At 52.3% G+C, this 26,232-nt stretch carries 29 protein-coding genes; 10 read left to right on the forward strand and 19 right to left on the reverse strand.

Annotation, left to right across the window (positions count from 1 at the left end; genetic code table 11):
* The first annotated feature begins 162 nt into the window (after nt 1-162).
* Nucleotides 163-1,788: a sigma 54-interacting transcriptional regulator gene (locus TH19_RS04650; protein WP_114101154.1), complete on the forward strand. Its 1,626-nt coding sequence runs from the start codon at nt 163-165 to the stop codon at nt 1,786-1,788.
* Between the two features lie 6 nt (nt 1,789-1,794).
* On the opposite strand, the gene TH19_RS04655 is transcribed toward TH19_RS04650, so the two are convergent.
* Nucleotides 1,795-2,235 (reverse strand): acetyltransferase, encoded by a 441-nt coding sequence (locus TH19_RS04655; protein ID WP_114101155.1) that lies wholly within the window; start codon nt 2,233-2,235, stop codon nt 1,795-1,797.
* A gap of 185 nt (nt 2,236-2,420) precedes the next feature.
* Between TH19_RS04655 and TH19_RS04660 the strand changes: the two genes are divergently transcribed.
* The 7 genes from TH19_RS04660 (at nt 2,421) to TH19_RS04690 (ending at nt 10,060) form a co-directional block, all read left to right on the forward strand.
* Nucleotides 2,421-3,203, forward strand: coding sequence for a 3-hydroxybutyrate dehydrogenase (locus tag TH19_RS04660; protein ID WP_114101156.1), 783 nt, complete (start codon nt 2,421-2,423; stop codon nt 3,201-3,203).
* Between the two features lie 157 nt (nt 3,204-3,360).
* Nucleotides 3,361-4,230 carry a polysaccharide deacetylase family protein gene (locus TH19_RS04665; protein WP_114101157.1) on the forward strand — a complete coding sequence of 290 codons (870 nt, stop codon included), beginning with the start codon at nt 3,361-3,363 and terminating at the stop codon, nt 4,228-4,230.
* A gap of 127 nt (nt 4,231-4,357) precedes the next feature.
* Nucleotides 4,358-5,464, forward strand: coding sequence for a glycosyltransferase (locus TH19_RS04670; protein ID WP_147250712.1), 1,107 nt, complete (start codon nt 4,358-4,360; stop codon nt 5,462-5,464).
* Entirely contained in the window at nt 5,415-6,791 is a 1,377-nt protein-coding gene (locus tag TH19_RS04675) for an O-antigen ligase family protein (protein ID WP_114101159.1), read from the forward strand. Before TH19_RS04670 ends, TH19_RS04675 begins: the two co-directional genes overlap by 50 nt.
* Nucleotides 6,766-7,836: a GNAT family N-acetyltransferase gene (locus tag TH19_RS04680; RefSeq protein WP_181846311.1), complete on the forward strand. Its 1,071-nt coding sequence runs from the start codon at nt 6,766-6,768 to the stop codon at nt 7,834-7,836. Before TH19_RS04675 ends, TH19_RS04680 begins: the two co-directional genes overlap by 26 nt.
* Nucleotides 7,833-8,582, forward strand: a complete 750-nt coding sequence (locus tag TH19_RS04685) for a class I SAM-dependent methyltransferase (protein ID WP_114101161.1) — start codon at nt 7,833-7,835, stop codon at nt 8,580-8,582. Before TH19_RS04680 ends, TH19_RS04685 begins: the two co-directional genes overlap by 4 nt.
* Nucleotides 8,579-10,060 carry a lipopolysaccharide biosynthesis protein gene (locus TH19_RS04690; protein WP_181846312.1) on the forward strand — a complete coding sequence of 494 codons (1,482 nt, stop codon included), beginning with the start codon at nt 8,579-8,581 and terminating at the stop codon, nt 10,058-10,060. The genes TH19_RS04685 and TH19_RS04690 overlap by 4 nt, the downstream gene beginning before the upstream one ends.
* On the opposite strand, the gene wecB is transcribed toward TH19_RS04690, so the two are convergent.
* The 4 genes from wecB to TH19_RS04710 all read right to left on the reverse strand — a co-directional run bounded on the left by wecB (nt 10,029) and on the right by TH19_RS04710 (nt 13,826).
* Nucleotides 10,029-11,180: a non-hydrolyzing UDP-N-acetylglucosamine 2-epimerase gene (gene wecB / locus TH19_RS04695; protein WP_114101163.1), complete on the reverse strand. Its 1,152-nt coding sequence runs from the start codon at nt 11,178-11,180 to the stop codon at nt 10,029-10,031. The two genes, TH19_RS04690 and wecB, sit on opposite strands and share 32 nt — an antisense overlap.
* A 6-nt stretch (nt 11,181-11,186) precedes the next feature.
* Nucleotides 11,187-12,371, reverse strand: a complete 1,185-nt coding sequence (locus TH19_RS04700; RefSeq protein WP_147250714.1) for a glycosyltransferase family 4 protein — start codon at nt 12,369-12,371, stop codon at nt 11,187-11,189.
* 317 nt (nt 12,372-12,688) lie between these two features.
* Nucleotides 12,689-12,874: a YegP family protein gene (locus tag TH19_RS04705; protein WP_114101165.1), complete on the reverse strand. Its 186-nt coding sequence runs from the start codon at nt 12,872-12,874 to the stop codon at nt 12,689-12,691.
* A gap of 73 nt (nt 12,875-12,947) precedes the next feature.
* Entirely contained in the window at nt 12,948-13,826 is an 879-nt protein-coding gene (locus tag TH19_RS04710; RefSeq protein WP_114101166.1) for a LysR substrate-binding domain-containing protein, read from the reverse strand.
* Nucleotides 13,827-13,944: 118 nt separating this feature from the next.
* Between TH19_RS04710 and TH19_RS04715 the strand changes: the two genes are divergently transcribed.
* Nucleotides 13,945-15,069, forward strand: a complete 1,125-nt coding sequence (locus TH19_RS04715) for an S-(hydroxymethyl)glutathione dehydrogenase/class III alcohol dehydrogenase (RefSeq protein WP_114101167.1) — start codon at nt 13,945-13,947, stop codon at nt 15,067-15,069.
* Between the two features lie 75 nt (nt 15,070-15,144).
* Nucleotides 15,145-16,002: an S-formylglutathione hydrolase gene (gene fghA / locus TH19_RS04720; protein WP_114101236.1), complete on the forward strand. Its 858-nt coding sequence runs from the start codon at nt 15,145-15,147 to the stop codon at nt 16,000-16,002.
* A gap of 93 nt (nt 16,003-16,095) precedes the next feature.
* Here the strand turns inward: fghA and TH19_RS04725 are convergent, their stop codons facing one another.
* From TH19_RS04725 to urtE, 14 genes are all read right to left on the reverse strand, one after another.
* Complete coding sequence (locus TH19_RS04725) at nt 16,096-16,692, reverse strand: energy-coupling factor transporter transmembrane component T family protein (protein ID WP_114101168.1); 597 nt, start codon at nt 16,690-16,692, stop codon at nt 16,096-16,098.
* Nucleotides 16,689-17,363 (reverse strand): energy-coupling factor ABC transporter ATP-binding protein, encoded by a 675-nt coding sequence (locus tag TH19_RS04730; protein ID WP_114101169.1) that lies wholly within the window; start codon nt 17,361-17,363, stop codon nt 16,689-16,691. Before TH19_RS04730 ends, TH19_RS04725 begins: the two co-directional genes overlap by 4 nt.
* Before the next feature lie 105 nt (nt 17,364-17,468).
* Nucleotides 17,469-18,017 (reverse strand): biotin transporter BioY, encoded by a 549-nt coding sequence (locus TH19_RS04735; protein WP_114101170.1) that lies wholly within the window; start codon nt 18,015-18,017, stop codon nt 17,469-17,471.
* Nucleotides 18,018-18,212: 195 nt separating this feature from the next.
* Complete coding sequence (locus tag TH19_RS04740; RefSeq protein ID WP_114101171.1) at nt 18,213-18,572, reverse strand: ArsR/SmtB family transcription factor; 360 nt, start codon at nt 18,570-18,572, stop codon at nt 18,213-18,215.
* On the reverse strand, nt 18,559-19,005 hold the full coding sequence (locus TH19_RS04745; RefSeq protein ID WP_114101172.1) for an SRPBCC family protein: 447 nt from the start codon (nt 19,003-19,005) through the stop codon (nt 18,559-18,561). Before TH19_RS04745 ends, TH19_RS04740 begins: the two co-directional genes overlap by 14 nt.
* 66 nt (nt 19,006-19,071) lie before the next feature.
* Complete coding sequence (locus tag TH19_RS04750) at nt 19,072-19,962, reverse strand: hypothetical protein (protein ID WP_147250715.1); 891 nt, start codon at nt 19,960-19,962, stop codon at nt 19,072-19,074.
* A 146-nt stretch (nt 19,963-20,108) separates the two neighbouring features.
* Entirely contained in the window at nt 20,109-20,729 is a 621-nt protein-coding gene (gene ureG, locus TH19_RS04755) for an urease accessory protein UreG (RefSeq protein WP_114101174.1), read from the reverse strand.
* A complete protein-coding gene (locus tag TH19_RS04760; RefSeq protein WP_114101175.1) occupies nt 20,726-21,436 on the reverse strand; it encodes an urease accessory protein UreF in 711 nt (236 codons plus the stop codon). Before TH19_RS04760 ends, ureG begins: the two co-directional genes overlap by 4 nt.
* A complete protein-coding gene (locus tag TH19_RS04765) occupies nt 21,426-22,034 on the reverse strand; it encodes an urease accessory protein UreE (RefSeq protein ID WP_114101176.1) in 609 nt (202 codons plus the stop codon). The genes TH19_RS04760 and TH19_RS04765 overlap by 11 nt, the downstream gene beginning before the upstream one ends.
* Nucleotides 22,035-22,047: 13 nt before the next feature.
* Nucleotides 22,048-23,760 (reverse strand): urease subunit alpha, encoded by a 1,713-nt coding sequence (gene ureC / locus TH19_RS04770; RefSeq protein ID WP_114101177.1) that lies wholly within the window; start codon nt 23,758-23,760, stop codon nt 22,048-22,050.
* A 15-nt stretch (nt 23,761-23,775) separates the two neighbouring features.
* A complete protein-coding gene (locus TH19_RS04775; RefSeq protein ID WP_114101178.1) occupies nt 23,776-24,081 on the reverse strand; it encodes an urease subunit beta in 306 nt (101 codons plus the stop codon).
* A gap of 12 nt (nt 24,082-24,093) precedes the next feature.
* Nucleotides 24,094-24,396, reverse strand: coding sequence for an urease subunit gamma (locus tag TH19_RS04780; protein ID WP_114101179.1), 303 nt, complete (start codon nt 24,394-24,396; stop codon nt 24,094-24,096).
* Between the two features lie 27 nt (nt 24,397-24,423).
* Complete coding sequence (locus tag TH19_RS04785; RefSeq protein WP_114101180.1) at nt 24,424-25,356, reverse strand: urease accessory protein UreD; 933 nt, start codon at nt 25,354-25,356, stop codon at nt 24,424-24,426.
* A 176-nt stretch (nt 25,357-25,532) separates the two neighbouring features.
* Nucleotides 25,533-26,228 (reverse strand): urea ABC transporter ATP-binding subunit UrtE, encoded by a 696-nt coding sequence (gene urtE / locus TH19_RS04790; RefSeq protein WP_114101181.1) that lies wholly within the window; start codon nt 26,226-26,228, stop codon nt 25,533-25,535.
* Nucleotides 26,229-26,232 lie beyond the last annotated feature (4 nt).

The raw sequence follows: 26,232 nt of genomic DNA on the forward strand, positions 1-26,232 counted from the left end.
AAACCCGCACTTTTCAAGGCTTTGGCCGAATGCACTACACCATTTGTGTAAACAATTATTTACACGCAAACTGTCTTAACCACTTAAATCCGCAAAAACACTGGAAATCAGCATCTTGGACGCGTACAAATTTCGTTACAGTGTAAACTTATCGGTACAGACATGCGGTTCGAAATTCGCGGCGAGAACAGATTGGGCATCACCCGTGATGTCATCAACGTCCTGACCGATCATGGTCTGGATATCCGCACGTTCGAAGTCACCACCCATTATATCTATGCCGACATCCCGGCCATTCGCCCGGACCGCTTTCCGCTTTTGGCCCATTCCCTGAAACAGATCCCCGGCATCCTTGATATCCGAGAGATTGAACGCCTGCCCACCGAACGCAGGCGCGCCCAGCTTCACGCCACCCTTGCCGCCCTTGGCGACCCGGTGATTGCCGTTGATGCCAATGGCCTGATCGCACAGGCCAATCCGGCGGCACAAGCCATTGCAGGCAGCAACGAAAAACCACTGCGTGATCAGGATATCTCAAGCATACTTGTCGAACCATCCATTGAAGATTTACGCCAAAGCGGTTTTCGCCTGCCCGAACATGAAGTCACACTTGGCGGGCAAACCTATTTGCTTCAGGTCGAACCGATTGGTCATGTCGATGACGGATCGGACGCAGCCGATGACGAACCCTGGGGCGGCGTCATGGTCTTTCACCGGGCGGCACGGCTGGGCCGGGTGATCACCGCCCTTCAGGATCGCAGCCACACCGGGTTTGACGACATTATCGGCAACAGCCGCACCCTGGCCCGCGCAAAATCACAAGCCCAACGGCTTGCCGGGATTGACGCCCCGCTTCTGATCCTTGGTGAAACCGGCACCGGCAAGGAGCTTTTTGCCCGCGCCTGCCACCGCGCCAGCAACCGTGCCGATCAACCGTTTCTGGCCCTTAACTGTGCCGCCATGCCCGAAAGCCTGGCCGAAAGCGAACTGTTTGGCTATGCCGCGGGTGCATTTACCAGCGCGCGTCGCGGCGGCAAGCCGGGCCTTTTGGAACTGGCCGATGGCGGCACGCTGTTTCTTGATGAAATCGGCGAACTGACCCCGTATTTGCAGGCCAAGCTTCTGCGCGTTTTGCAAGATGGCCGCTTCCGCCGCGTAGGCGGCACCGATGAAATCACGGTCGATGTCCGCATCATCAGTGCGACCAATCGCGATCTGGAAACCATGTCCCATGACGGTACCTTCCGCGAGGATCTTTATTTCCGCCTCAATGTCCTTGGCATCACCCTGCCGCCCTTGCGCGAAAGGGTCGAGGATATCGACGATCTTGCCAAATTCTTCATGGCCCGCACCGCCCAGCAAACCGAACGCCCGACCCCGCATCTTGCCAAGGACGGACTTGACTGGCTGCGCGCCCATGACTGGCCGGGCAATGTGCGTGAACTCGAAAACACCCTGTTTCGTGCTGTCGCCCTGCTCGATGGTGATATCCTTGGCGCCCGCGATCTGACCAGTGCCGCAACCGGCACCACAACAACACCCGACATGGCCGCAGCATCGGAAAACCCCAATCCATCCGACGCCCAAACCACCCCGTCCAGCGGCCCCGACCTGATCACCCGGGCCTTGGCGCAGGATGACTTCAATGCCGGGCTTGATCTTTTGGAACGTGAAATGCTGGTACGGCTTTACCCGGATTATCCAAGCTCGCGCAAATTGGCAGAACGACTGGGTGTTTCGCACACATCAATTGCCAATAAACTCCGTAAATACAACATCGGCACCTAAGGCGAATTACACACCCGCATATTTCAGATGAATAAGCGGATAGGGCCGCCCCTGCCTGTCAAGGGCCGAGCGCCCGATGCGTACAAAGCCCATCTTTTCATAAAAACCGATGGCCTGCGGATTTTGCTCATTCACATCGGTTGTCATCGCGGGATGAAGCACCAGACCATGGCGCAGAAGAGCCGCGCCAATCCCCTTGCCGCGACAGGCCGGGTCGACAAACAGTGCCTCCATATGACCACCATCAATCAACATGAAACCAAGCGGATAATCTTTGCCATCGACCGCAAGCCAAAGCGGCACATCGGGCAAAAATCCACAGACAAGATCATCAATCGCAAGACGATCCTCCGGCGTCAGGAAATCATGGGTGGCATCAACGGCACCACGCCAGATTTCAATAATGCGATCCCCCTCACCGGGTCTGGAAGCTCTGATAGTTATCATCGCGGCAATTTAATTCTGTGTCCGTCTCCTTACAAGCAAACCTTTGGGGTAACACATGTTTTCAAGTCCATCAGCGCGCCTTGCGATAATTGGTCACACCACTTCTTGCCAGTTTGGTTGCAGTGCGGCATGATCCTTCCAACTTAACAAGAGGAACAAACTACTCACCCTCAGGGAGAAGAAATATGCTGACAGGAAAACGCGCACTCGTAACCGGCTCCACCAGCGGCATCGGCCTTGCCATGGCAAAGGCACTTGCCGGTGCGGGCGCGGATGTGATGCTCAATGGCTTTGGCGATGCCGATGCGATCGAGGCCACCCGCAAATCCCTTGAAACCGAATATGGTGTCACCGCCTTCTATAATGGCGCGGACCTTTCAAAGGCCGACCAGATCGAAGCCATGATGCAGGATGCCGAAGCCAAATTTGGCGGCGTCGATATCCTGATCAACAATGCCGGCATTCAGTTCACCGCCAATGTCGAAGATTTCCCGGTCGAGAAATGGGATGCGGTGATCGCGATCAACCTGACATCGGTTTTCCACACCACCCGCCTTGCCGTTCCCTATATGCGCAAGAAAAACTGGGGCCGGATCATCAATACCGCCTCCGCCCATGGCCTTGTCGCCTCGGTACAGAAGGCGGCCTATGTTGCCGCCAAACATGGCGTGATCGGACTGACCAAAGTCACCGCCCTTGAAACGGCCGAAACCGGTATCACCGCAAATGCCATCTGCCCGGGCTGGGTCCGCACCGAACTGGTCGAACGCCAGATCGAAGCACGCGCCAAAGATGCCAACATCTCCATCGAAGAATCCGCAACCCGTCTGGTCTCGGACAAACACCCGTCCAAACAGTTCGTCAGCCCCGAACAGATCGGCCAGACCGCGCTGTTCCTGTGTTCGGACGCCGCTTCACAAATGACCGGCACACACCTGTCGGTCGATGGTGGCTGGACGGCGCAGTAAGCAACATGCGCGAGTCTAAAAAATGCTTATAGCATACAACAGACTCGTGCAGCCCAGCTTATCGCACACACAACCCCCCTTATTTCCCTATGCATATTAGCACTTGCATGATACCAAAGATTACTCGGCGGCCAAATGCATGTGAAAACACTGACCAATGACAAGCTCAACGCAAATTTTCCTCGGGAAAATAGCTTTACGATTAGCTCCTAGCCTTTACCTGCGCAAGGTAACTCATTGGACAAAAAATCACCTTCAAGACGTCCAACCTTTCTTTTTATCCTTTGATTGCGATACGAACAGAGATGCGGAAGCGTCACTGAAGATACAAAGACAGCTTCACAAAGCTAACATTCGCGCCGCTTACGCCATTCCAGGCGCACTACTAGAAAAACACTGGGGCACTTATCGCGACCTCCAAGCGCTTGGTGGATATTTCGTAAACCATGGATATCGCGAGCACGCAGCTATAGACGATACAACCGGTAAACCCTATTCCACATTCACGTACCGCGATGAAGATAGAGACATATGGCAACGAGATATTGTTGATGGCCACAATGCAATACAAACCCTGACTGGCAACGCGCCCTATATCTTCAGAACTCCACATTTTGGAGAGTTCAACAAGCCACATCAACTCAGCGAGTTATACAAGTTTCTCGCCACTCTGAATTACAGAATATCAACATCCACCACGCCAGTCTTTAGCTACATTAATGGCGGCATGTACGGTGGTGGTGCAGGCATTATTGAAATACCATTGAGCGGATCTATCGCTAGACCATCACAACTCATCGACAGCTGGGGCTTCCTCTCAGCGCCTGATGCACTGGGCAGGAATGCTCTCATACGAGAACTCAAATCTTATTTAGCGACCTTGTCGTCTGGATCGAAACTACTGACAAACATCTACTTTGATCCAGCTGATATTGCAGATGACCAGGAAATACTCGATTTACTCGTCAAATTCGAGCCGCACTGCAACAGCGGCTACGACAACCCGACCCTTGGCAAGATGTATTGAAAATGCACTCATGACCACACTCCCTCGAATTCTTGTCATTGGGTATTGCTACCCACCCACGGCCAGCCCGGAAGCTTTCGTCACAGCAAAGCTCCTGAGGAACATTCCCAACTGTAAGATTGACGTCTTGACGCTTGAAGCCGGCCTTGTCAGTAATTTCCGCGACCCGGAAATGGGTAAATACGCTCAAGACATTAATGGCGAGGTGTTCAAAGTAAACCCCTCCTTACTCGCCAGAATCCTTTGCCGCTCGCCAAGACTCCCGTTGCGACCAGACAGATGGCTGCTTGCTAACAGCAGTGTGCGCAAAAAGGCTCTGGACTTACTGCCAAACGGCTACGACTGTGTCGTCACGAGATCACAGTATCACTCCGCCCACCTGATAGGACTCCACCTCAAAAAGAGGTTCCCTGAACTCCCATGGATTGCGTGCTTCTCCGACCCTTGGTCCAATTCTGACCACCAAAAGAATGTGCCACTATTTTCGGCTTACAGTCGAAACTTGGAGAAGAAGGTCTTGGCGAATGCTAACCAACTAGTATTCCCGACCGAAGGCCTCATGCTGCACATGACCAATAACGATAAAAACCTTCGACAAAAATCATCTATCGTCCCTCACGGATACGATCCCCGCCTCTATCACGACAGCGATGAACTCACCAAAAAAATCCCTGCAAATGGAACGACAGAGTATTGCTGGCGAATTTTTGGCTCCTTTTATGGCAATCGCCAGCCAGATATACTGATTAAAGCCCTTCAGTTAATTAACATCCCTAAAGGAAAAAAGGTCCGAATTGAAATCTACGGCACGGCGCACGAGAAGTACACCGAATTAGACCAATTTAATACGAAGTACAACGATCGAGAAATACTGTATATGGGTCAAACGCCACACAAGAATGCCCTGAGACTCATGCAGAACTCTGACTTATTGATTGTGGTTGACAGCACCGAGCTTGAACAAAGCTTCTACCTTCCCTCAAAGATCATTGATTACTTTGGCAGCGGAACACCAGTGCTCTCTATTTGCCGCGCAGGGACTGTGGAAAATATTACCATTGCAAATGGCCACCATGTTGCGAACATTGACGATACCCAATCCATCTCAATCGCGATGGAGAAAGCAATAGAAAGAGAAAAAAGTCAAAGAACAAGAAAAAAAGCTATCACGGAGTACGACGCACATGCAATCGGGTCAAAATTTCGAAAAATTATTCAGTCAAATCATCAATAAATTGCCACAATCAGATCAAATAAATTCTTACAAAATAGGAATACTTACCTCATTTTTATTAGTAATACCATTTTGCAAAATAAACGCAAACGGACTAGACATATCATTATCGGGAAAATCACAACTAATATTAATAAACGTCACAATAATATCATTAATTATAGCAACAAAATTAAAAATTAAAGATATTACAATCCCATCGCTAATACCACTTATAATGATTTCATTAATTTATTTTTCAACATCAATAAACTCTGATTTATTTGCAAAATCCACAGAAAGGGCACTAATAACACTCATCCCCTCATTTCTCATATTAATTCTCATTCAAAAAATAAGAAATATAGATATTTTTTACGTCGGAATAATTAAGTCCTTATCTTATATTTGTGCGTTTTCTGTATTATACGCCATAATTGGCATAATATACAGCAATAACTACATATCAACACGATCTTATGAAATAATTGACATTCAAATATTTGGATTGAAGCTGGAACAAATAATCGCCAATAGAGCATTTTACTATGGAAATGACAAATTTTACATCCAAAGGCATGCCGGCATACTCCCCAACCCAAATGGCTTGGGACTGCTTTGCGCAATCATATTCGGCTTCTCCTACAACAAGTTGCTATCCCGACGAATGCGAAATTTCATCCGCATAGTCTCGATAGCAGGTTTGATAATTTCTTTCTCCCGGATGGGAATTTTATTATTCGCTGTAACTACAGTATATATTAACATCAAATCTTCAAATATACGTCAAATTTTCACAGCTTTCTGCTTCGTGATCGTAATTTCATTTAGCTTAGCTGTATCATCATTTTCCGCCACTCAATCACACCAAGCAACATTTCTGCCCACCATTTTAAATCACGAAGTTTTCAGCTTGGGAGAACGCAGTCAATTACTAGCCGCAGCATGGAATGGATTTATCAACAACTGGCTAATTGGCGTTGGTTTCGGCGTAGGATCTGATTACCTGTTCCCTGACGCATCAAACATCAAAGCAGTCCATTCGGTATTCATGAACTCTCTGGTTGAAACAGGAATTTTTGGAACATTTTTATTAACTACGATTTGGATTTCACCAATATTCATTTCCAATCGTTCAAAATTGAGATCCGATAATCAGTCAAATTTTTCGCACATAACTGCCGGCGTCCTACTAGGACTTTTTGTTGCAGAAGCATTCGATTTAAGCGTAACCAGATTCCATTACATACACTTGATATTCGTTGCCCTGCTTGGAATTTGGCTATCCCTTCGACAAAATGCCAACGTGTCAGAAACAGAAGATGCTCACAGTTCTCAAACGCCATAACTGCCTCGCGAGCCAATGGAACCACGCCGCTGACAACATTGGCGGCGCCTGGGCATGGCATCGATGGGAACTTCTTGAAGCACGCAGCAATTGGGCTCGTACGAGTGATTTATCCTTTGCGATTGCAGATCAACAGGACAACTCAAAACTCTTGGCTCTGATCCCACTTGTCGCTGTCCTGCCGAAACGTGCCCAACACTTTCTAGGACCGCATCTTGAAAGTACCGGAGGGCCTGCCATTGACAGCAAGCTGCCTAGAAGAACACAAGACAAAGTGCGTGCGCTGATAGCACAGGAAATCGAACAACTGGCGCAACGCGAAGCAGCAAGAAGAGTGGACCTTTCATGTCCGCCACTAGCTCCGGACCTCGTGCTTGCCTCACATCCCCTTCCAAACCCTTTGTGCCATTTTGGCTACTCCGATGCTTCTACACAATCCTGGTTGCTTAATCTCGCCGACATGGGCGAGAACGAGATTTGGTCGAACCTAGAACATCGTTGCCGAAAACAAATTAACAAGGCAAAACGCAACCAGTTATCGGCGGACTTGATCACACCGGACCATTCTTTACTAGATACTTACTATGCCCTGCATCTGGAAACTTGCCGTCGCAATAGCATCCCCCGGCATCCAATAGGATATTTTGAGTCCATATTTAACGATGTGGCTGAGGCTGGTTTGTCCAAAAGCTGTATCATTAAAAGAGGCTCTACTATTCTGGCGATTCATAATTTTCTGGTCTACAAAAACAAGGCCCTTTATTGGACGACAGCCGGAAGTAATGATGCCTTGAAGCTATGCGCAAATGATTTTGGTATCTGGCATGCCATAACCGAATTCACCAAACATTCGGTAGATCATTTAGAATGTGGCGAAGCATTTCCGGGCCCACGACAGGACAAACTGAAGGGCCTAAACGACTTCAAAAAGTCATTTGGCGGCACTTTGTATCCTTATTTCCGCGGGCAAAAAATTTACCGTCCGATTACTGAGGCGATAATGGAGATTGCAAGAAATCTGCGACAGGGCGGGACGAAGAAGTGAACACAACAGAACAACAGCACTTTAATGAACGCGCTGCAGGCTACGAGACCGAAATCGGGACAGAATATCCACAAGCACTTAAGTGGCGCTTGATTGAGAAGTATTCAGGCGCAGGTCAAACAATCGTAGATATCGGAGGCGCAAATGGCCGTCATGCAGTCGACCTCGCACGACATGGCCGTAAAGTAACCTGCGTCGACTTGAGCCCCGGCATGCTCGAACAAATGCGTCTACGTGATGAATTTCTGAGTCTCCAGGAAGAACAGCGACCAACCCCTGTCGTATCGAAAGCACAATGTTTACCCATCGCCAGCAATTCGGCGGACATGGCCTATTGCTTTGCCACTCTTCTATTGATGCCAGATCAGGAAGAAGCAATTTCCGAGCTTGTACGCATCGTAAAGCCCGGCGGCTTCATCATTCTGGATATTGCCCGTCCATGGAATGTGAGTTGGTTCTACTGGGACCGCCACTATAAGAAGCTTGGCTTTCCCGGTATATTTCCCTTGTCATCAGCCCGGACAAAAAAACTTTTCCTGAATCTGAACTGTTCTATGTTGGAGAAAATCGCCACCGGGCTCCTAAGCCAGCTCCTGTATCTACCTTTCATAGAAAATGGCACAAACTTGCGTAGCTGGATCCACAAGAAAGGACAGTCACCAGATATCGACGGCAAAATGACCGCAATACTTCCAGGTTTTGCCAACCGAGACTACATCGTACTGCAGAAAGGCCTCTTACCTTGATCCACAAGGCATCCAGGAAAACGCTTGGCTTCCTGAAAAGCGATCTCGGTGTTCGATTTGTTGCCGAGGGGTTTGTACGATCCAACGCCTTTATACTCACTCCTCTTCTCTCCTGGTCTTTGGGGGCTGCTGTTTTTGGCAGCTACCTTCAAATCATGAGTCTGTCATTTGCGTTTGTGCCACTTGTTTCGGCGGGGCTTGGCTTCACACTCATCCGCAAGCTGGCAGGCCACAGCGACAGCTCCGACGCCCCAAGATTGCTTGTCGCAGCAATCACAATTGTCAGTATTCTATGCCTGATACTTGTCGTAATTCTCGCACTTGCGATCGAAGAAATCGCAACTTACCTGTCGCTTGTCTCTATCCAAAACGCAGACTGGCTGATCTTCGCCATCCCCGTTCTAGCTTGGCTCTTTGCTATAGAAGCTCTGATCGGTGAATATTTACGGGCAATGATCAAAGCTCGAAAGTCTCTCTATGCCCAGATCGCGGGCTTCGCGATTCAAATGTTGCTGATTGCGGTCATTCTGACCTTTGGAAGACTAAGCTTGGAGACAGCGTTATTTGCGATCGCCGCCGCAAAATTTTCGGTCATTTTATGTCTTTTGACACCAGAATTAATCCGCCTATCCAGGTTTGATCATTCAAGAAACAGGAGCAACCTTCTTCAGGTTTCCATCAGCGGCCTTCCCTTCATGTTGGCTGGACTTGCTGAATGGGCAGGCAATCTCGGAGACAGATTGATTGTGGGACGTTTTCTGGGTGCAGAAGCCGTAGCACAATATGGTGCCAGCATCATGATTTTATCCATTCTATCTGCGTTAGGCGCCCCAATATGGTGGCTGCTTTTCCCAAAAATTTCGGGACATGTGCGCAGAGGAGAGATTGACGATTGCTGTCACGTGGCAAAGTGTCATACAATGCTATTTGCGGAGTTGGCGCTGCCTGCATTAGCGTTGGCAATTTTGATCGTTAACCCCGCTGTTTCGATACTATTGAACAGCCAGGTCGGCAATTTGACACCGGTAATCATCGTCGCGGGCTTTGCGATACTCACATCGCAGATGACGACAGGCTGGGAATATTACCTTGTCTCCATTTCATCCGGAAAAAGATTGATGTCTGCTGCAATTTCTTGCTCATTGCTCGGCTTCATCACCGCATGGCAACTTGCGCCAATATGGGGACTAACCGGTATCGCTTGCGGCATACTCCTAGGTAAACTGTGCCTTGCAGCATTTTTTGGTATCACTGCGAACAGAAACGGCTTTGACGGATGGGCTTGGCCCTTCGCCAAGATTGCGGCACTCTCATGCACAAACAGCTTGTCATTGATCGCCACCTATTGGTTGGTACAAGGCCTAACTCAGTCCTTGCCACCGATCTATGAAATTGCAATCACTTTGCTGATATATACCATAATCTATGGTGCCGGAAGATTGCTGCTTAAACCTGCTCTGCCGCTGCCAAGCGTTTGATGAGGATCTCTGATATCACCTCAGCGGCTTGACCTCTGCCCTGAATGTCACGCCATTTATTGACAGACGGCTCATCCACGTCCGCCGACAGCGTTCGTTCGAGCTCGTCCGAAAGTCTCGCACCACATGCTCCCGCGAGCTTACCCAACCCAAGATCAATAATCTCGGGTCGTTCCGTAACATCGCGCATTACAATAATTGGCACGCCACAATATGGGGCCTCTTCCTGCATCCCACCAGAATCACTAATCACGACACGGGCCTTTGGTAGAAGGGTCATCATTTCGTCATACGGCAGTGGCTCGACAAAATGCAGATTAGGCAACGCAGAGTCAAAATGGCGTTCGACAGTTTCACGAACTTTTGGATTGGGATGAACGGGCCAAACGAAGTCAATTTCCGGATGGTTTTTGACGGTTCCTTCAAGGTTTTCGCAAAATGCATCCAAAGCCCCCTGCAGGGCTTCTCTGCGATGCATGGTTACAAGCACAAAAGGCTTACTTCCCGGATGAAAATGCTCGCCATCGCCAAACCGCTGAAGCCCGCTGTTTTCTTCCTGCGTCGCGACCAGACTATCAATCCCCGGATTTCCCACAATGTGAATGCAGTTTTCCGCAATCCCCTCTTGCAGAAGGTTCTCCTTCGCAATTGGTGTCGGGGCCAAATGTATCGAAGCAATACGCGCAATCATTTGCCTCAACCCTTCTTCCGGCCAAGGATTGTTGATGTTGTGGCTTCTTAAGCCGGCCTCGACATGTGCAACCGGGATATGGTTCAAGAACCCTGCCATAGCCCCGCCAAATGCGGAAATGGTATCCCCCTGCACAACAACAAGGTCAGGCTTCCTTGCCTGAAACTCTCGGTCCAGCGCAGAAATCACACGTCGCTGTATTTCGGCAGCCGGTTGCGCATGGGTCATCAAGTCAAAGTCAACATCTACCTTCAAGTGAAGGCTGTGGATTGCTTGGTCCATAAGACTTCTGTGTTGCCCCGTCGAATAGACGCGTACACGTGCCTCACCCAGCTTCGCCCGCAAAGACCGAATAACCGGCGCTAGTTTAATGAACTCCGGCCTAGTTCCTGCGACGATTGCAATGTGCTTTGGTACGTTGGTAGTCACGCGATCTTATTCCTCGTTTGACGAGTGCGGGAAATCATTAGTGTTTTGCGATAGTAGATCAGCCATGCTTTTTCCAGCAAAAACAGGCGAGAACCACTTTTCAAAATGTTTTCTACTGGCATTCCCAATTTCCAACCATCTTTCACGGGATGCGCTAAAACCTTCAAAGACATGCTTGTAGCCTTCTGCATCTCCTTGGCACCACAGGATGGGTGCATTTTCATACTCGCTGGCAGCAAATCTATCGGGCCGATTTAAGATAACCGGCAAACCGACCAGTCCGGCTTCAATCACTGTTTTAGGGATTTCGGCATAAGAAGTGTGGGCAGCAAAGACGTCAAATTTTCTGAGAGTTTCGACCAGCTCTTTATTACGCATAGACGGTATAAAACGAACTGTGGTTTCTTTTCCATTACGCTCCACCCAGTCTTTGAGATCGGACAAGCAAGGACCATTCCCGATAACCGTTAAATGCCATCCTTCAAGGTCTCTAAGACCATGCAGAATTGGAAGCGGGCTTTTGCCCGGAACCAAACGACCAACAGTGACAATTTTCAAAATGCCGCTCGCTGAATAACTGGTTTTGGCGTTCTCTGGCCCTACGTCGACCGCATTCGGGATGACGCAGACTTTCGATCGATAGGCGGCCGGAATAGAAGCAATGATCGGACTATATACAGGTGCCAAAACATCAAGGTTTTTGTGCGCAAAAGCCCGCGCACTTCCCTCCAGAAATCGTATGCATTTATTTTTTAAAGACAGCTTCGCTGTCGGAGGCAGGTGCGTAAACGTTGTATGAATACTCGCAATGGACCTGCACTTTAAGGCATCTGCCAAAATGGCAGCAAATTTGCCCGCAAATGTATCGCCGTAGGCGCGCACCACAAAATTATCCTGTTTGGATAACCGTGGCACAACTTCCCGCTTCACAACAACACGCATCAAAACTGCAGAAAAGCCCACCGACCGAAGCAATCCAGAAACAGATAGCAAGTTTAGGGATATGAAAGAATATTCCTTGGAGCCGCACAGGTAACCAACAACTTCTTTTGCCGCATTGTCCTCAACAAGAGAGATAACAACAACCCGTTGAAACCTGTTGTCCGGATTGAAGTATCCAGGAGAAAGCTCTCCTTTTTCAGCCCATTCGGTAATCCGGGCAGCAACAACGACAATCAGGGTTTTCGACAAAACCAAGGTCCCTTAAGCAACAATGATATTCAATATTCGAACTTAGCGGTCAGAGATGCAAATTTTCTAAAGAATAGCTTACCCCTATAAACCAATCGAAATCTGATAGAAAGTTTGTCGAAGACCTAAGGTCTTCCTGCGGTGAACTACTGCTCACACAAAAAGACCCGACCTGCTCTTGAGCTTGGATGCCACATCAAAAGTTTCTGTTCCAAATCAAGGGGATTGAACGTTCAGAAAACCTGCATCCAAAATGAAAAAGCCCCTCGACCAGTCCGGTCAGAGGGGCTTTTTCATGGTTGGTTTCGAAAGATTGATCAGTCTTTCGGCGTGCAGGTCATGCCATTGCGTTCGGCATTGGCAAGGCAATCAGATTTCTTCGAATAGCCCTGCGTCGAGGCCCCGACGATATTGCCGTTCTTGGCGGTACGTCGCCAGCGCCAGCCATCCTTGCCTTCGTAAATTTCCCAGCGGTCACCGCGCTGATCGGTACATTCAGACATGCGTCACCTCGTTTGCTACGTTTTATCCCGTTGCAAGGATGACGCCCGAACCGATGGTCTGTGACGCAAAAACTTACGATCCCAAATACCGCCCAAGATGCTCCACCAGCATCCTGATTTTCGGGCTAAGGTGCCGGTTGGTCGGATAGATCGCCCAGATGCCTTCGTCTGAAGGCTGATATTTGGTCAGGACCGGGATCAAATCACCGCTGGCGATCCAGGGATCAACGTAATAGTCGGGCAGTTGCACGATCCCGATCCCCTTAAGCGCCGCATCAAGCAAAGCCTGCCCGCTATTGGCATGGATCGATCCGTGAATGCGGATGGTGCGTTCGCGCCCGTCCTCTTCAAAGCGCCAGTAATCAAGCGTCCCGACAAGGCAGTTATGGTGATTAAGCTCCGAAAGGGAATAGGGCTCGCCGCGCTTGGCGATATAGCTTCGTGCTGCACAGGCATAAAGACGGCGGGTCGAAAGTTGCTGGGTCATCAGGCTTCCGGTCGTGCCCTCCAACCGGCCCAGACGGATCGCCATGTCATAACCTTCAAGCACCAGATCAAGCTTCTGGTTGGTGAAACGGCACTGGACTTCAAGATCGGGATAGCGCGCCACAAAATCATTCACCAGCGGCGCAATCACGGTTTCCCCATAGGTTGTCGGCGCGGTCAGTTTCAGCTTGCCGCGCGGCACCTCGGTCAGGTTGCCAATCGCGCGCTCCGCCTCGCCCAGACCATCAAGCAACTGACGGCAATGCTGATAATAAATCTGTCCGGCCTCGGTCACGCTGACCTTGCGCGTGGTGCGGTAAAAAAGCTGGGTGCCAAGCTTTTCTTCAAGGGCGGTGACCTGTCGGCTGACCTGGGCGACTGAAATGCCAAGCTGCTTGGCCGCCGCGGTAAAGCTTTGGCGTTCCGATACGGCGATAAATTCGCTGATCCCGTCCCAGGCATTCATGGCAATTGGCCCATATTATTACACAACAGTAAAAGTCATTTACCAAAATACCGGATTATCAAACTGAGTGAAATAAATAGACTGTTGCCATTATCATTTCTTTTGCCGGAGGAGCGTCATGAGCGCCGAAACCATTACCTGTAAAGCCGCCATCGCATGGGAAGCGGGCAAACCGCTGTCGATCGAAGAAGTACAGGTCGCACCGCCCAAGGCCGGCGAAGTGCGCATCAAAATCGTTGCCACCGGCGTTTGCCACACCGATGCCTTTACCCTGTCGGGTGACGATCCCGAGGGCATTTTCCCGGCCATCCTTGGTCATGAAGGCGGCGGTATTGTTGAATCCATCGGCGAAGGTGTGACCAGCGTTGCGGTTGGCGATCACGTGATCCCGCTTTACACCCCGGAATGTGGCGAATGCAAATTCTGCAAATCGGGCAAAACCAACCTGTGCCAGAAAATCCGCGTCACCCAGGGCAAGGGCCTGATGCCCGATGGCACCACCCGTTTCTCGCAGAATGGCAAGCCGATCTTCCACTATATGGGCTGCTCGACCTTCTCGGAATACACTGTATTGCCGGAAATCTCGCTTGCGAAAATCAACAAGGCCGCCCCGCTTGAAGAAGTCTGCCTGCTGGGCTGTGGTGTGACCACCGGCATGGGTGCCACCGTCAATGCGGCAAAGGTTAAACCGGGTGATTCGGTTGCGGTCTTTGGCCTTGGCGGTATTGGACTTTCGGCAATCATCGGCGCACAGATGGCCGGTGCCGGTCGCATCCTTGCCATCGATCTGAATGAAAAGAAATTCGAACTTGCCAAACAGCTTGGCGCAACCGATTGCATCAACCCGAAAGACCATGACAAGCCGATCCAGGAAGTCATTGTCGAGCTGACCGATGGTGGCGTTGACTGGTCGTTTGAATGCATTGGCAATGTCAATGTCATGCGTTCGGCGCTTGAATGCTGCCACAAGGGTTGGGGTGAGTCGGTGATTATCGGCGTTGCCGGTGCCGGTCAGGAAATCTCGACCCGTCCGTTCCAGCTTGTGACCGGTCGCGTCTGGCGCGGTACTGCATTTGGCGGCGTCAAAGGCCGTTCGCAGCTTCCTGATTATGTTGAACGCTACCTTGCCGGCGAATTCAAACTGTCTGACTTCATCACCCACACCATGAAGCTTGAAGACATCAACGAAGCATTCGACCTGATGCATGAAGGCGAAAGCATCCGTTCGGTTATCCATTACTGATCATTGATAGTTTGATTGAAAATCTGCGCCAGTGCCGGAAAAACTCCGGTACTGGCCGATCAGAAGGAGGCCCGAATGGGTATTGAAAACGCGTCAAGCAACAAGGTGTTTGGCGGCTGGCAAAAGCAATACACCCACCCGTCTGCTGTATTGGGCTGTGACATGCGCTTTGCCATCTTCCTGCCGCCACAGGCAGGCAACGGCACCAAGGTTCCGGTGATGTACTGGCTTTCGGGCCTGACCTGTACCGATGAAAACTTCATGCAAAAGGCCGGTGCGTTTCGCGTTGCCGCCGAACTCGGCATTGCGATTGTCGCCCCGGACACCAGCCCGCGCGGCGAACACGTCCCTGATGACGAGAACGAGGCCTATGATTTCGGCAAGGGTGCGGGCTTTTACGTCAATGCCACCCAGGAACCCTGGGCACGCAATTACCGCATGTATGATTACGTGACCAAGGAACTGCCGGAATTGATCAAGGATCACTTCCCGGTCAGTGACGAGGCCGTCATTTCCGGCCATTCGATGGGCGGGCATGGTGCGCTTATGATTGCGCTGCGCAATCCCGGCACCTTCAAATCCGCCACCGCCTTTTCACCGATTACCAATCCGATCAATTGCCCGTGGGGCCAAAAGGCACTTGGCAATTATCTGGGCGATGACAAATCGGTCTGGAAGGCATGGGACAGCTCGGAACTGATGAAGGCCGCCACGGCAAGCGATGCCCGGACACCGGCACTGGTTGATCAGGGCGATGCCGACGGCTTCCTTGCCGAACAGCTTAAACCAGAAGCCCTTGAAGCTGCTGCCAAGGCATCAGGCTATCCACTGACCCTTCGGATGCAGGATGGCTATGACCATAGCTATTACTTCATCTCGACCTTTATCGAAGATCATATCCGCTTCCACGCCAAGCATCTTGGCCTGAGCTGATTGCACCCCGATCTTCGGTTTCCCCCGGCACGCCGCCACGTACCCGTCTCCCCCCTGGCGTGTCGGGGGCTTTTGCCCCCTACTCAGACACCATTAGTCGAAGCTGCGCGCCTCAATCGCATCGGCAACATCATCGGCCATTTTCAGGGTCCTGATAATCAGGGGCACGATCATCGCAAGGATGGATCGATCAAGGCCGCGGGCGCGTTGGGCATCGCGGATTTCCGATGCCACCGTGGCAATCACCGGGATAAAGCGCAGCACCATTGAAATGGCGAGGCTGACCTTTTCCGGGTTTACCCCAACAGGTTTCAATGGACGCATGGCACGTTCAAGCGATGCCAGCATATCGGATGTTTTGGTGGTCAAAGTGACGAGGGACGCAAACATCACGATGGCGGCAATCCGGGTGATGACAAGCAATCCCGCCTGCCAGTCATTCAGCCAAAGCTGAACCGCAAAAAAGATCGCAAGCAGCCACGCCACCGGCTTGATCTGAGCGGCCAAGACCGGCCAGCCAAAACCGCAAACGCGATAAAGTGCGATCACACTGATCAACACAAGCCCCACCACCGGCCAGTCGGGGATCAGAAACACCCCGGTACCAAGCGCCACCATCGCAAGGATTTTGGCCCCGGCCTGTGCGCGATGCAGGGCTGAGTTCCCCTTGATATAAAGGCCGGCGATCATGCCATCATCTCGCGATAGATGGCGATGGCCTTGGCCGGAATGTCATCAACGACGATCTTGCCATTTTCAAACACCAATACCCGGTCGTACCCGGCAATCAGATCAAGGTCATGCGACACCGTAATCACCGTCTGGTCCAGATCGGCAATGGCGCGTTCAACCCGGTTGCGATTGCGCAGGTCAAGCAAGGTGGTTGGTTCATCCAGCACGATATAGCGCGGCTCCATCACCAGAACGCCGGAAATCGCCAGAAGCTGTTTTTGTCCACCACTCAGCAAATGACTGGGATGGGTTTTGAAAGCCGACAGATCATAGCGCGCAAGGATTTCATCAATGCGACGATTGATCTCGTCCTTGGGCAGTTTCAGGGCCTTAAGGCCAAAGGCCAGGTCTTCTTCCACCACCGGATAGACGATCTGGTTATCGGGGTTCTGAAAGACAAAACCGACATGGCGGCGGACCTTGCGGCCATCCTTGGCCGGGTCAAGATCATCGACCAAAACCCGCCCGCCGGTCGCGGTTTGAAGGCCATTCAGAAGCCGCACAAACGTGCTTTTGCCCGATCCGTTGGCCCCGATGATCCCGATCCGCTTTTCGCCAAGCGTGATATCGATACCTTCAAGGGCGCGGCGTGCATCAAATTGCACAGATACATTTTCAAAACGGATCATGGGGTTGGCTGTCCGGCGTTCTTCGGGAAAGGGTGCTGATCAAAATCAGCAGAGAACGGGCGCAAGCAGACCGCAAAGGCGATCTCTGCTTGCGCCCATAAGACGTCAGGCTGATTTGGAAATCAAGGGGTACGAACGACGCACCGCAAGACATGCCGCGGTTGCAATCGCCACCTTGATCACATCACCGATCAGGAACGGTGCCGCGCCAACAGTTGCCTGCCAATAACTGATTTCGGCCACCACCGCGACCCAGGCATTGCCAAGCGCATAAAGGACAACAATCCCGCCAAAGGCAATCGACAGGGCCGCATTAACGACATTCAGGCTGTTCCAGAACTTCTCGATCAGAAGCCCGATAACAAAGGCCGAAATGGCCCAGCCAAACATGAACCCGCCGGTAACCCCGATCATCACGCCAAAACCACCTCGACCACCCGAAAGCAAAGGCAAGCCAAGTGCGACCAGCACAAGGAACAGCACAATCGAAAGGCCACCGCGACGGGCACCCAAAATGGCACCGGCCAACATCGGCCCCAGTGACTGGGCCGTTACCGGCACACCGGTAATCGGAAGTGTGATTGGCGGAAACAGGCCAAGAACAGCGGTCAAAGCTGCAAACAAGGCGATATAGACGATATCTTTGGTCTTCATGTAACGGTTCCCATTCCCGTTATAAGACGGCCCTGCATCAACCCCTTGCGCAAGGACGCCTTTCGTTAACCGGTCCGCCCGACCGGCTCAACGCGATATGGGATAACCGCAAATTTTCATCCCGCCAAGCAAAATGACATCGCCATCATCGGGCCGAATGCACCCGCCCGATGATAAGCAATGAATTTCAAAAACTTAGTCCTGATCGCCTTCGACAAAGGTTTTAAGCCGCATAAGGGCAGATTCCCAACGTCCCGCCACCTGATCAAGATAGGCGCGTGCCTCGGCAAGTTGTTCTGGGCAAAAGGCATACTGGCTTTCACGTCCGACCTTGTGACTTTGCACCAGACCCGCGGTTTCAAGAACCCGCAGATGCTTGGTCACGGCCTGGCGCGTCATGTCGGCATCATCGGACAAAACCGAGATCGAACGCGGCTTGCCATCGGCCAGACGATCAAAGATCGCCAACCGTGTCGGATCGCCCAAAGCAGCGAACATGACCGAAAAATCACGGTCATGTTCGCCATATGCAGGATTATGTTCAGTTTTCGACATGTTTCTTGATGTTTTCCAACTGGGCACCCCAGCCATGTGTGTTGGCCCGCAACGCATCAGCAATGCGATGGGGTGGCAGGTTATCAAATCCGGTTTCACGCACCCGAACTGATGTTTGACCACCACCTTCTTCAAGCCAGAATTCGACAAGCGTTTCGGGTTCGCCGCTGTAATCCACATCGGGATCAACCGCATATGGATGCCATGTATAGGCGAAATAGGCCGGTTCCTCCATCGCCTTGATCGTCGAATTCCAGGGCACATGGGTAAAGCCGTCAATAGTGATCATGCCCTTGGACACCTTGCCCACCACAAACGGGCCTTCGATATTGATCCCGAACCATGCACCGAATTCCTTGGAATCGGTCAGGGCCTTCCAGACGCGGGAACGGGACGCTTTGATCTCAATCGATTTTTCAATGGTATTTGACATTATGCAACCTCCTTGTTGCATTTAATCTGCCAGATGATTTTGGATTACGCAACCAAAAAGTTGCTCTTATGGATAAGACCGTTCGGAAACCCCATCAAGCCTCTGTCTAAGTGACCACCCAGAGAGCTGGCGCATCACCTCACCGGCAATGTATTGGGCTTTCATCACGATTTCTCCAGTTTCGACACGGCCCGGTTGTTCGGACGAATATCTGTTTTCCACAAACTTTGGCAAACTTCCCGAAACACGAGCCATACGCTCGAAGTCTGCATCACCGTAAACCTCGCAAAATGCGTTCACGCAGTTAGACATGTCATGATTTAGCTTCTTCAACTGCTGGTCGGTGTATCCAGCTGCTGATAGTCCCGCTTTGATAGTCAACTCTGCGGCAAGCAATCCACTTTGTACCGCCCCTTGAAACTCGAAAGGACTACACAACGTTGCTGCTGCGGCTTGGAGCTGATATTTGGCCAATCCAAACTTTGGAAGTAGTCGCTCTTCCAAGTGACGCGCTTCGTCGAACCCTTCAAAACCAGCTCCAAAATCGAAAATATCAATAAACTGGTCTGCAAACTGATTGAAAAAAGCTGGGTTCATCGCAAGAAGCCTTTTCTGCATATCACTCATGTCAGTGAGTCGCAGAATGTCGAGCTCAACTGTTCCATAGATCAATGGAACACTTATTTGGATGAAAACGTCGCGGAACATATAAACACCGCCATGCACACCGCCAATCGCAAGATCCTTTGACCGGTACATTGAAGAATGGAGCTCTTCAATCCTCTTGACCAAAGGGTTTTCATTTACGCCGGCGAACTGGTAACTCTCATGCCCAAGCTGCCTCATAACCGACTGGATTACCGGAAACACACGCCCTTTGGGTGCAACCCCGTCAATAAACGCAGCATTGTCAGCTGTAACAATAATCTGCATGAGCTCTTCATCCTTAAGTGCCATTGGCTCCCCCTTTTTAAAACTCAATGACACTATACACAAACGCCCGGCCATTTCTGGCCGGGCGATGCGTGCTCCCGTCATCCTTGGGTCAGTGCCGCTGACAATGCAACGGACAAAGCCCGTGCAGCTTTCCTTATATCCCCATATCAGGATGCTGCGGATTGGCGGAGCCCCCCTGTCTCGATGATGAAATTCTTGACGTCGTCAAGACCATCCATGGCCTTGAGATTGGTAAACAGGAACGGACGATCCCCGCGCATTTTCCTGGCATCACGGTCCATCACGCCAAGATCGGCACCAACAAGCGGTGCCAGATCGGTCTTGTTGATCACCAGCAAATCGGATCGTGTAATGCCCGGTCCACCCTTGCGCGGGATTTTGTCCCCGGCCGATACGTCGATCACGTAAATGGTAATGTCGGCAAGCTCCGGCGAGAAGGTCGCCGACAGGTTATCGCCACCCGATTCAATAAAGATCGCCTCAAGGCCTGCATGTTTGGCAGCCATATCTTCGACCGCCGCCAGATTGATCGAGGCATCTTCGCGAATGGCCGTATGCGGACAGCCGCCGGTTTCAACACCGGCAATACGATCCGGCGCCAACGCGCCCGACCGGGTCATGAATTCGGCGTCTTCGCGGGTATAGATATCATTGGTGATGGCCGCGATATTGAACTCGTCGCGCATGGCCTTGCACAGGCGCTCCAGAAGTGCGGTTTTGCCCGAGCCAACCGGCCCACCAATTCCGATACGAAGGGGAGAACTCATGATCTAAATAGCCTCGTATATTGGGTTTCGTGTTTCATCGATGTCCAGTCGATCAATGGGGCAGATGCCCCGAGATCGGCCAGTTCGGCCGCCATCGCGTGATCCACCGCGACGGAAACCGCGTGATCAAGGGATGACAGGGACCGAACCCCATCGGTCTGACCAAGCGGCACCAGACGTACCGCACTGGAAACAAGGTTTGCCGCCATGGCATGCAAATAGGCGGTCAGGGCATCACAGAGCGGTACTTTGGCCTCGGCCGCCGCAATACCGACCGCCACCGGATAGGATGGCAACCGATCATCACCGCGCATCCGACCGGCCCAGCGTGACAGCATCCCGTCGCCCCAGACCTTTTCCACCGTCGAGACAAAGGCACGTCCCTGTGCAGTTGCCTCCAACGCCATTTCAGATGTCCCGCGCCAGCAATCGGCTTCGATACCGATGTCAAAAAGCGCATCTTCATCACCGGCAAGGGCAGCCCGCCATGCTGCACAAAACAGCACCGCATCAATCCGCCCGGCTCCGAATTCCAATACCCCTTCAACCCAGTTGATCAGGCTGTCGGCCGAGCTTACCCGTCCATCTTCCACCGCATATTCCACACCATGGGAATATGTATAGGCACCGACCGGAAATGACGGACTAAGCCAGGTCATCAACCGCATCAGGCCCGCGGGGTTAAGGGTCAGGGTTTCAGTGGTCATGCGGTTTCCCTGCGGTATGGGCGTGGGAATGGCTGTGATCACCGTGGCTGTGTGAATGACTGTGTGAATGGCTATGGCTATGGCTGTCATGACTCTGTTTGTAGTCATGATCCTCATGATCGAAATGATCATTGCCGTGGCTATGGCCATGCGCCCCACCAAGACCGTGATAGGCCCCGTTTAACGGATTGAATGGTGCAATTTCATTTTCGACCACTCCGCCAAGGCCGGTAATCATATCGCGCATCACATGATCATCAATGATCCGCAACCGCCCGTCTTTAAGGACCTCGACCGGGGTATGACGATTGCCGATATGCCAGGCCAGCTTGGCCGCGGCAATCGGGTCGGATGCGGTAATGGTCAGAACCGGCTCCTCGGCCGCGCGCACCACAATCACCCCGCCATCAACAAGGCGCAACCGATCCCCGTCGGCCAGACGCACCGCATGCGGAAGATCAAGCAGGAAAGGCTCGCCCGCATCATCATGCAGGCGAATACGGCGACGGTGACGGTCAGAAAAGACCAGTGTCACCGTACCGCGGACCTCGGATGTGTCGGTGCGATCGACCGGGATATGTTCAATGGCGTGACGCATAAAACTGATCCGATCAGAACAGGAAGTAACGTTGTGCCATCGGCACAACATCCACCGGTTGACAGGTCAGAAGTTCCCCATCCGCCGTCACCTGATAGGTTTCCGGGTCAACTTCCATCACCGGAAGCGCATCGTTAAGCTTCATGTCCTTTTTGCCGATATTGCGCGTGTTCGATACGGCCAGCAATTCCTTGGAAAGCCCGAACTCGGCAGCAATTCCGGCATCAATGCCGGCTTGCGAGACGAACGAGAAACTCGATTTCGCAAGTGCATTGCCATAAGCACCAAACATCGGACGATAATGAACCGGCTGTGGCGTCGGGATCGAGGCATTCGGATCGCCCATCGCTGCGGCAATGATCATCCCGGCCTTGACCACCATGTCGGGCTTGGTGCCAAAGAACATCGGCTTCCAGACCACAAGATCGGCAATCTTGCCAACTTCGATGGACCCGACATGGGACGCAATGCCCTGCGCAATTGCCGGGTTGATAGTGTATTTGGCGACATAGCGTTTGGCACGGAAGTTATCATTGCCCTTGCCCGCATCTTCGGGCAGTGCGCCGCGCTGTTTCTTCATCTTGTCGGCGGTTTGCCAGGTGCGGGTGATGACCTCACCCACACGGCCCATGGCCTGACTGTCCGACGAAATGATCGAAAACGCGCCAAGGTCATGCAGGATGTCTTCGGCCGCGATGGTTTCGCGGCGGATACGGCTTTCGGCAAAAGCCACGTCTTCGGGGATTTTCGGATCAAGGTGATGACAGACCATCAACATGTCCAGATGCTCGTCAATCGTGTTGACCGTGAATGGACGTGTCGGGTTGGTCGAGCTTGGCAGAACGTTGGCTTCACCACACAGCTTGATGATGTCCGGCGCATGGCCACCACCGGCACCCTCGGTATGGAAGGTGTGAATGGTACGGCCCTTGAACGATGCGTGGGTATGTTCGACAAAGCCGCTTTCATTCAGCGTATCGGTATGGATCATGACCTGAATATCAAGGTCATCGGCAACCGAAAGGCTGGTATCAATCGCGGCCGGTGTGGTGCCCCAGTCTTCATGAAGCTTAAGCCCGCAGGCCCCCGCCTTGATTTGCTCAATCAACGACCCCGGAAGGGTCGCATTGCCCTTGCCAAAGAAACCGATATTCATTGGAATGCCGTCGGCGGCCTGCAACATGCGGGCAATATGCCACGGACCGGGCGTACAGGTGGTGGCGTTCGTACCCGCCGCCGGGCCGGTACCACCGCCCAACATGCTGGTCACACCGGAATAAAGCGCATCTTCAACCTGTTGCGGGCAAATCCAGTGAATATGGGCATCAATCCCGCCCGCGGTGATGATATTGCCTTCACCGGCAATGATTTCGGTGCCCGGGCCGATGATAATATTCACGCCGGGCTGCACGTCCGGGTTTCCGGCCTTGCCGATCCCGGCAATGCGGCCACCCGTGATGCCGATATCGGCTTTGATGATGCCGGTATAATCAAGGATCAGCGCGTTGGTGATAACGGTGTCAACCGCCCCTTCGGCGCGCGTTGCCTGTGACTGGCCCATGCCGTCACGGATAACCTTGCCACCGCCGAATTTGACTTCTTCGCCAAGGGTGGTGAAATCCTTTTCGACCTCGATGATCAGGTCGGTATCGGCCAGACGGACTTTATCGCCAACGGTCGGGCCAAACATGGCCGCATAGGATGGACGATCAATTTCATATGCCATGTATCGTTCCCCCGCTCAGAGCTTGCCGTTGATTTTGGCGTTAAAGCCGTAAACCATGCCGGACCCGGCATATTTCACCAGATTGACCTCACGCGACTGGCCCGGTTCAAACCGGACTGCCGTCCCGGCCGGGATATCAAGGCGGAAACCGCGGGCGGCTTCGCGGTCGAAATCAAGACCCGGATTGGTTTCATAGAAATGGTAATGCGATCCGACCTGCACCGGACGATCCCCGGTATTGGCCACCATGATGGTTTTGGTTTCGCGTCCCTCGTTAAGAATAAGGGTGCCTTCCTTGGTAATGATTTCACCTGGAATCATCTGCTTACCCCCTTAACGGATCGGTTCGTGAACGGTGACAAGCTTGGTTCCGTCCGGGAACGTTGCTTCGACCTGGATTTCATGGATCATTTCGGCAATGCCATCCATCACCTGATCGCGTTTGATCACGGTGGCCCCGTCGCGCATCAAAGCCGCAACAGATTTGCCATCACGCGCCCCTTCGACGACATAGTCCGTGATGATTGCGATGGCTTCGGGGTAATTAAGCTTTACCCCCCTTTCAAGGCGATTGCGTGCGACCATGGCCGCAACCGAAACCAGCAGCTTGTCCTTTTCGCGTGGCGTCAAATTCATGCCTGCCTACTCCTTGGATCCACCGTTTTAAATCTCCCACAAACGCGGCAAACGTTCGGGAAGCCCCCTTGTCTTGTGGCGGAACTGTTTCCACCAAGCACCGTATACCCGGCGCAATTTCATCGGTTCACGCGCCATGAAACGCGCAATCACAATTCCCTTCATCGCGGTCGCACCGCACAGGACATCATCCCTTGCAAGGCCCGCCGATGCCTGTTCAAGACAGGCGCGCGCATCATCAAGGTGATCTTCGACCCCATGCCCGACCAGAATGGCCGTGGCATTGGCGCGCGCGCCGTCAAAGGCCGCCGCATGATCCAGAATACGCAACACATCGCCTTCAAGATGCAGCGCATCCCGCCACACCGGACGTCCGTCAATCGACACATCCCATGCGTCGCGCGCCAGTCCGGCTTTAAACACTTCACCACGCGCCAGACGGCCAAACACCATCATCTCGCCGGCAAGAACCCGGCCGGTTCCCGATGCGGAAATCGTCGTTTTGCGCTTTAACCGTGCCTGATCAAACAGAATCGATTCATGGGGCAACCATTCAAGCCAGCCGCCATCTTCGACCATCAGATCAACCGACATTTCGCAGTCCGGCCCGACAGATCGGTAAACTTTCTCGGCGGCCTGCGCGGTAAAAAGGGCGGATGCCCCCGCCTCAACCTTGCCCGCAAAGGCAAGCTTGTCACCGCCAACCATCCCGCCCGACGTTGTCACCAGAACCGCCGTCGTCAAATCCCCCGCCACCGGACGCGGGAACAGGATTTTCATCGGATCACGGTAATAAAGATGATCAAGGGCAGCATGCCCGCCCTGATGGGCAGGACCGGACCCCTGACAGAATGTCACCTCGGCGCGGCCATCGGTAATGATGCGCGCGGGCGTTCCAATCGTTGCTGTATCTGCATTTTGGGACGCAGATATCGGGGTTTCGAGTTTGCTAAGCTGCACTAAGCCACCTGAATTGTTTGGCCCGTTTAATGAACCTGATACCGTTTGCCGGTAATTCCAAGGGGCGTAACAGCAAGATGCGGGCCAATCCCCGAAACCATGCCAAAACACGGATTTCGGGGTTCATTGGTCTGATCAATCACGCGAAAGTTGCGCAATTTTTTGGCAAATGCTGATCAAACAGTCAGATAGGCGCGGACTTTTTCACGGTCGAGCGTATCCTTGGCACCGGACAAAACGACCTCGCCACGCTCAAGAACGACAATCTCGTCGGCCAGTTCATGGGCAAATTCGAAATATTGCTCGACCAGCAAGATCGCCATATCGCCGCGATCGGCCAACTGTTTGATAACGCGCTGAATATCCTTGATGATCGACGGCTGAATACCCTCGGTCGGCTCATCTAGCACAAGCAATCTTGGGCGAGTCACAAGCGCACGCCCGATGGCAAGTTGTTGCTGCTGACCACCTGAAAGATCCCCGCCGCGACGGCCCAGCATGTCGCGCAGAACCGGGAACAGTTCAAAAATCTCGTCGGGGATATGGCGCATGGCGCGTGGAAGGGCGGCAAACCCGGTTTCCAGATTTTCCTTCACCGTCAAAAGCGGAAAAATCTCGCGCCCCTGCGGGACAATGGCGATCCCGTTCGCCGACCGCCGCCAGGACGGATCGCGCGAGATATCCTTGCCTTCCCATTTGATATTGCCATCGGCAATCGGGTGCTGACCAACAACGGCGCGCATCAGCGATGTTTTACCAACCCCGTTACGCCCCAGAACCGCTGTTACCTTGCCTGTTTCCGCCCTCAATGACACTTTGCGCAGGGCATGGGACGCGCCATAAAACAGATCGATATTGCTGACATCCAGCATGATG

It is taken from the genome of Thalassospira profundimaris (assembly GCF_003326675.1).
In the GTDB taxonomy this organism is placed as follows: Bacteria; Pseudomonadota; Alphaproteobacteria; order Rhodospirillales; family Thalassospiraceae; genus Thalassospira; species Thalassospira aquimaris.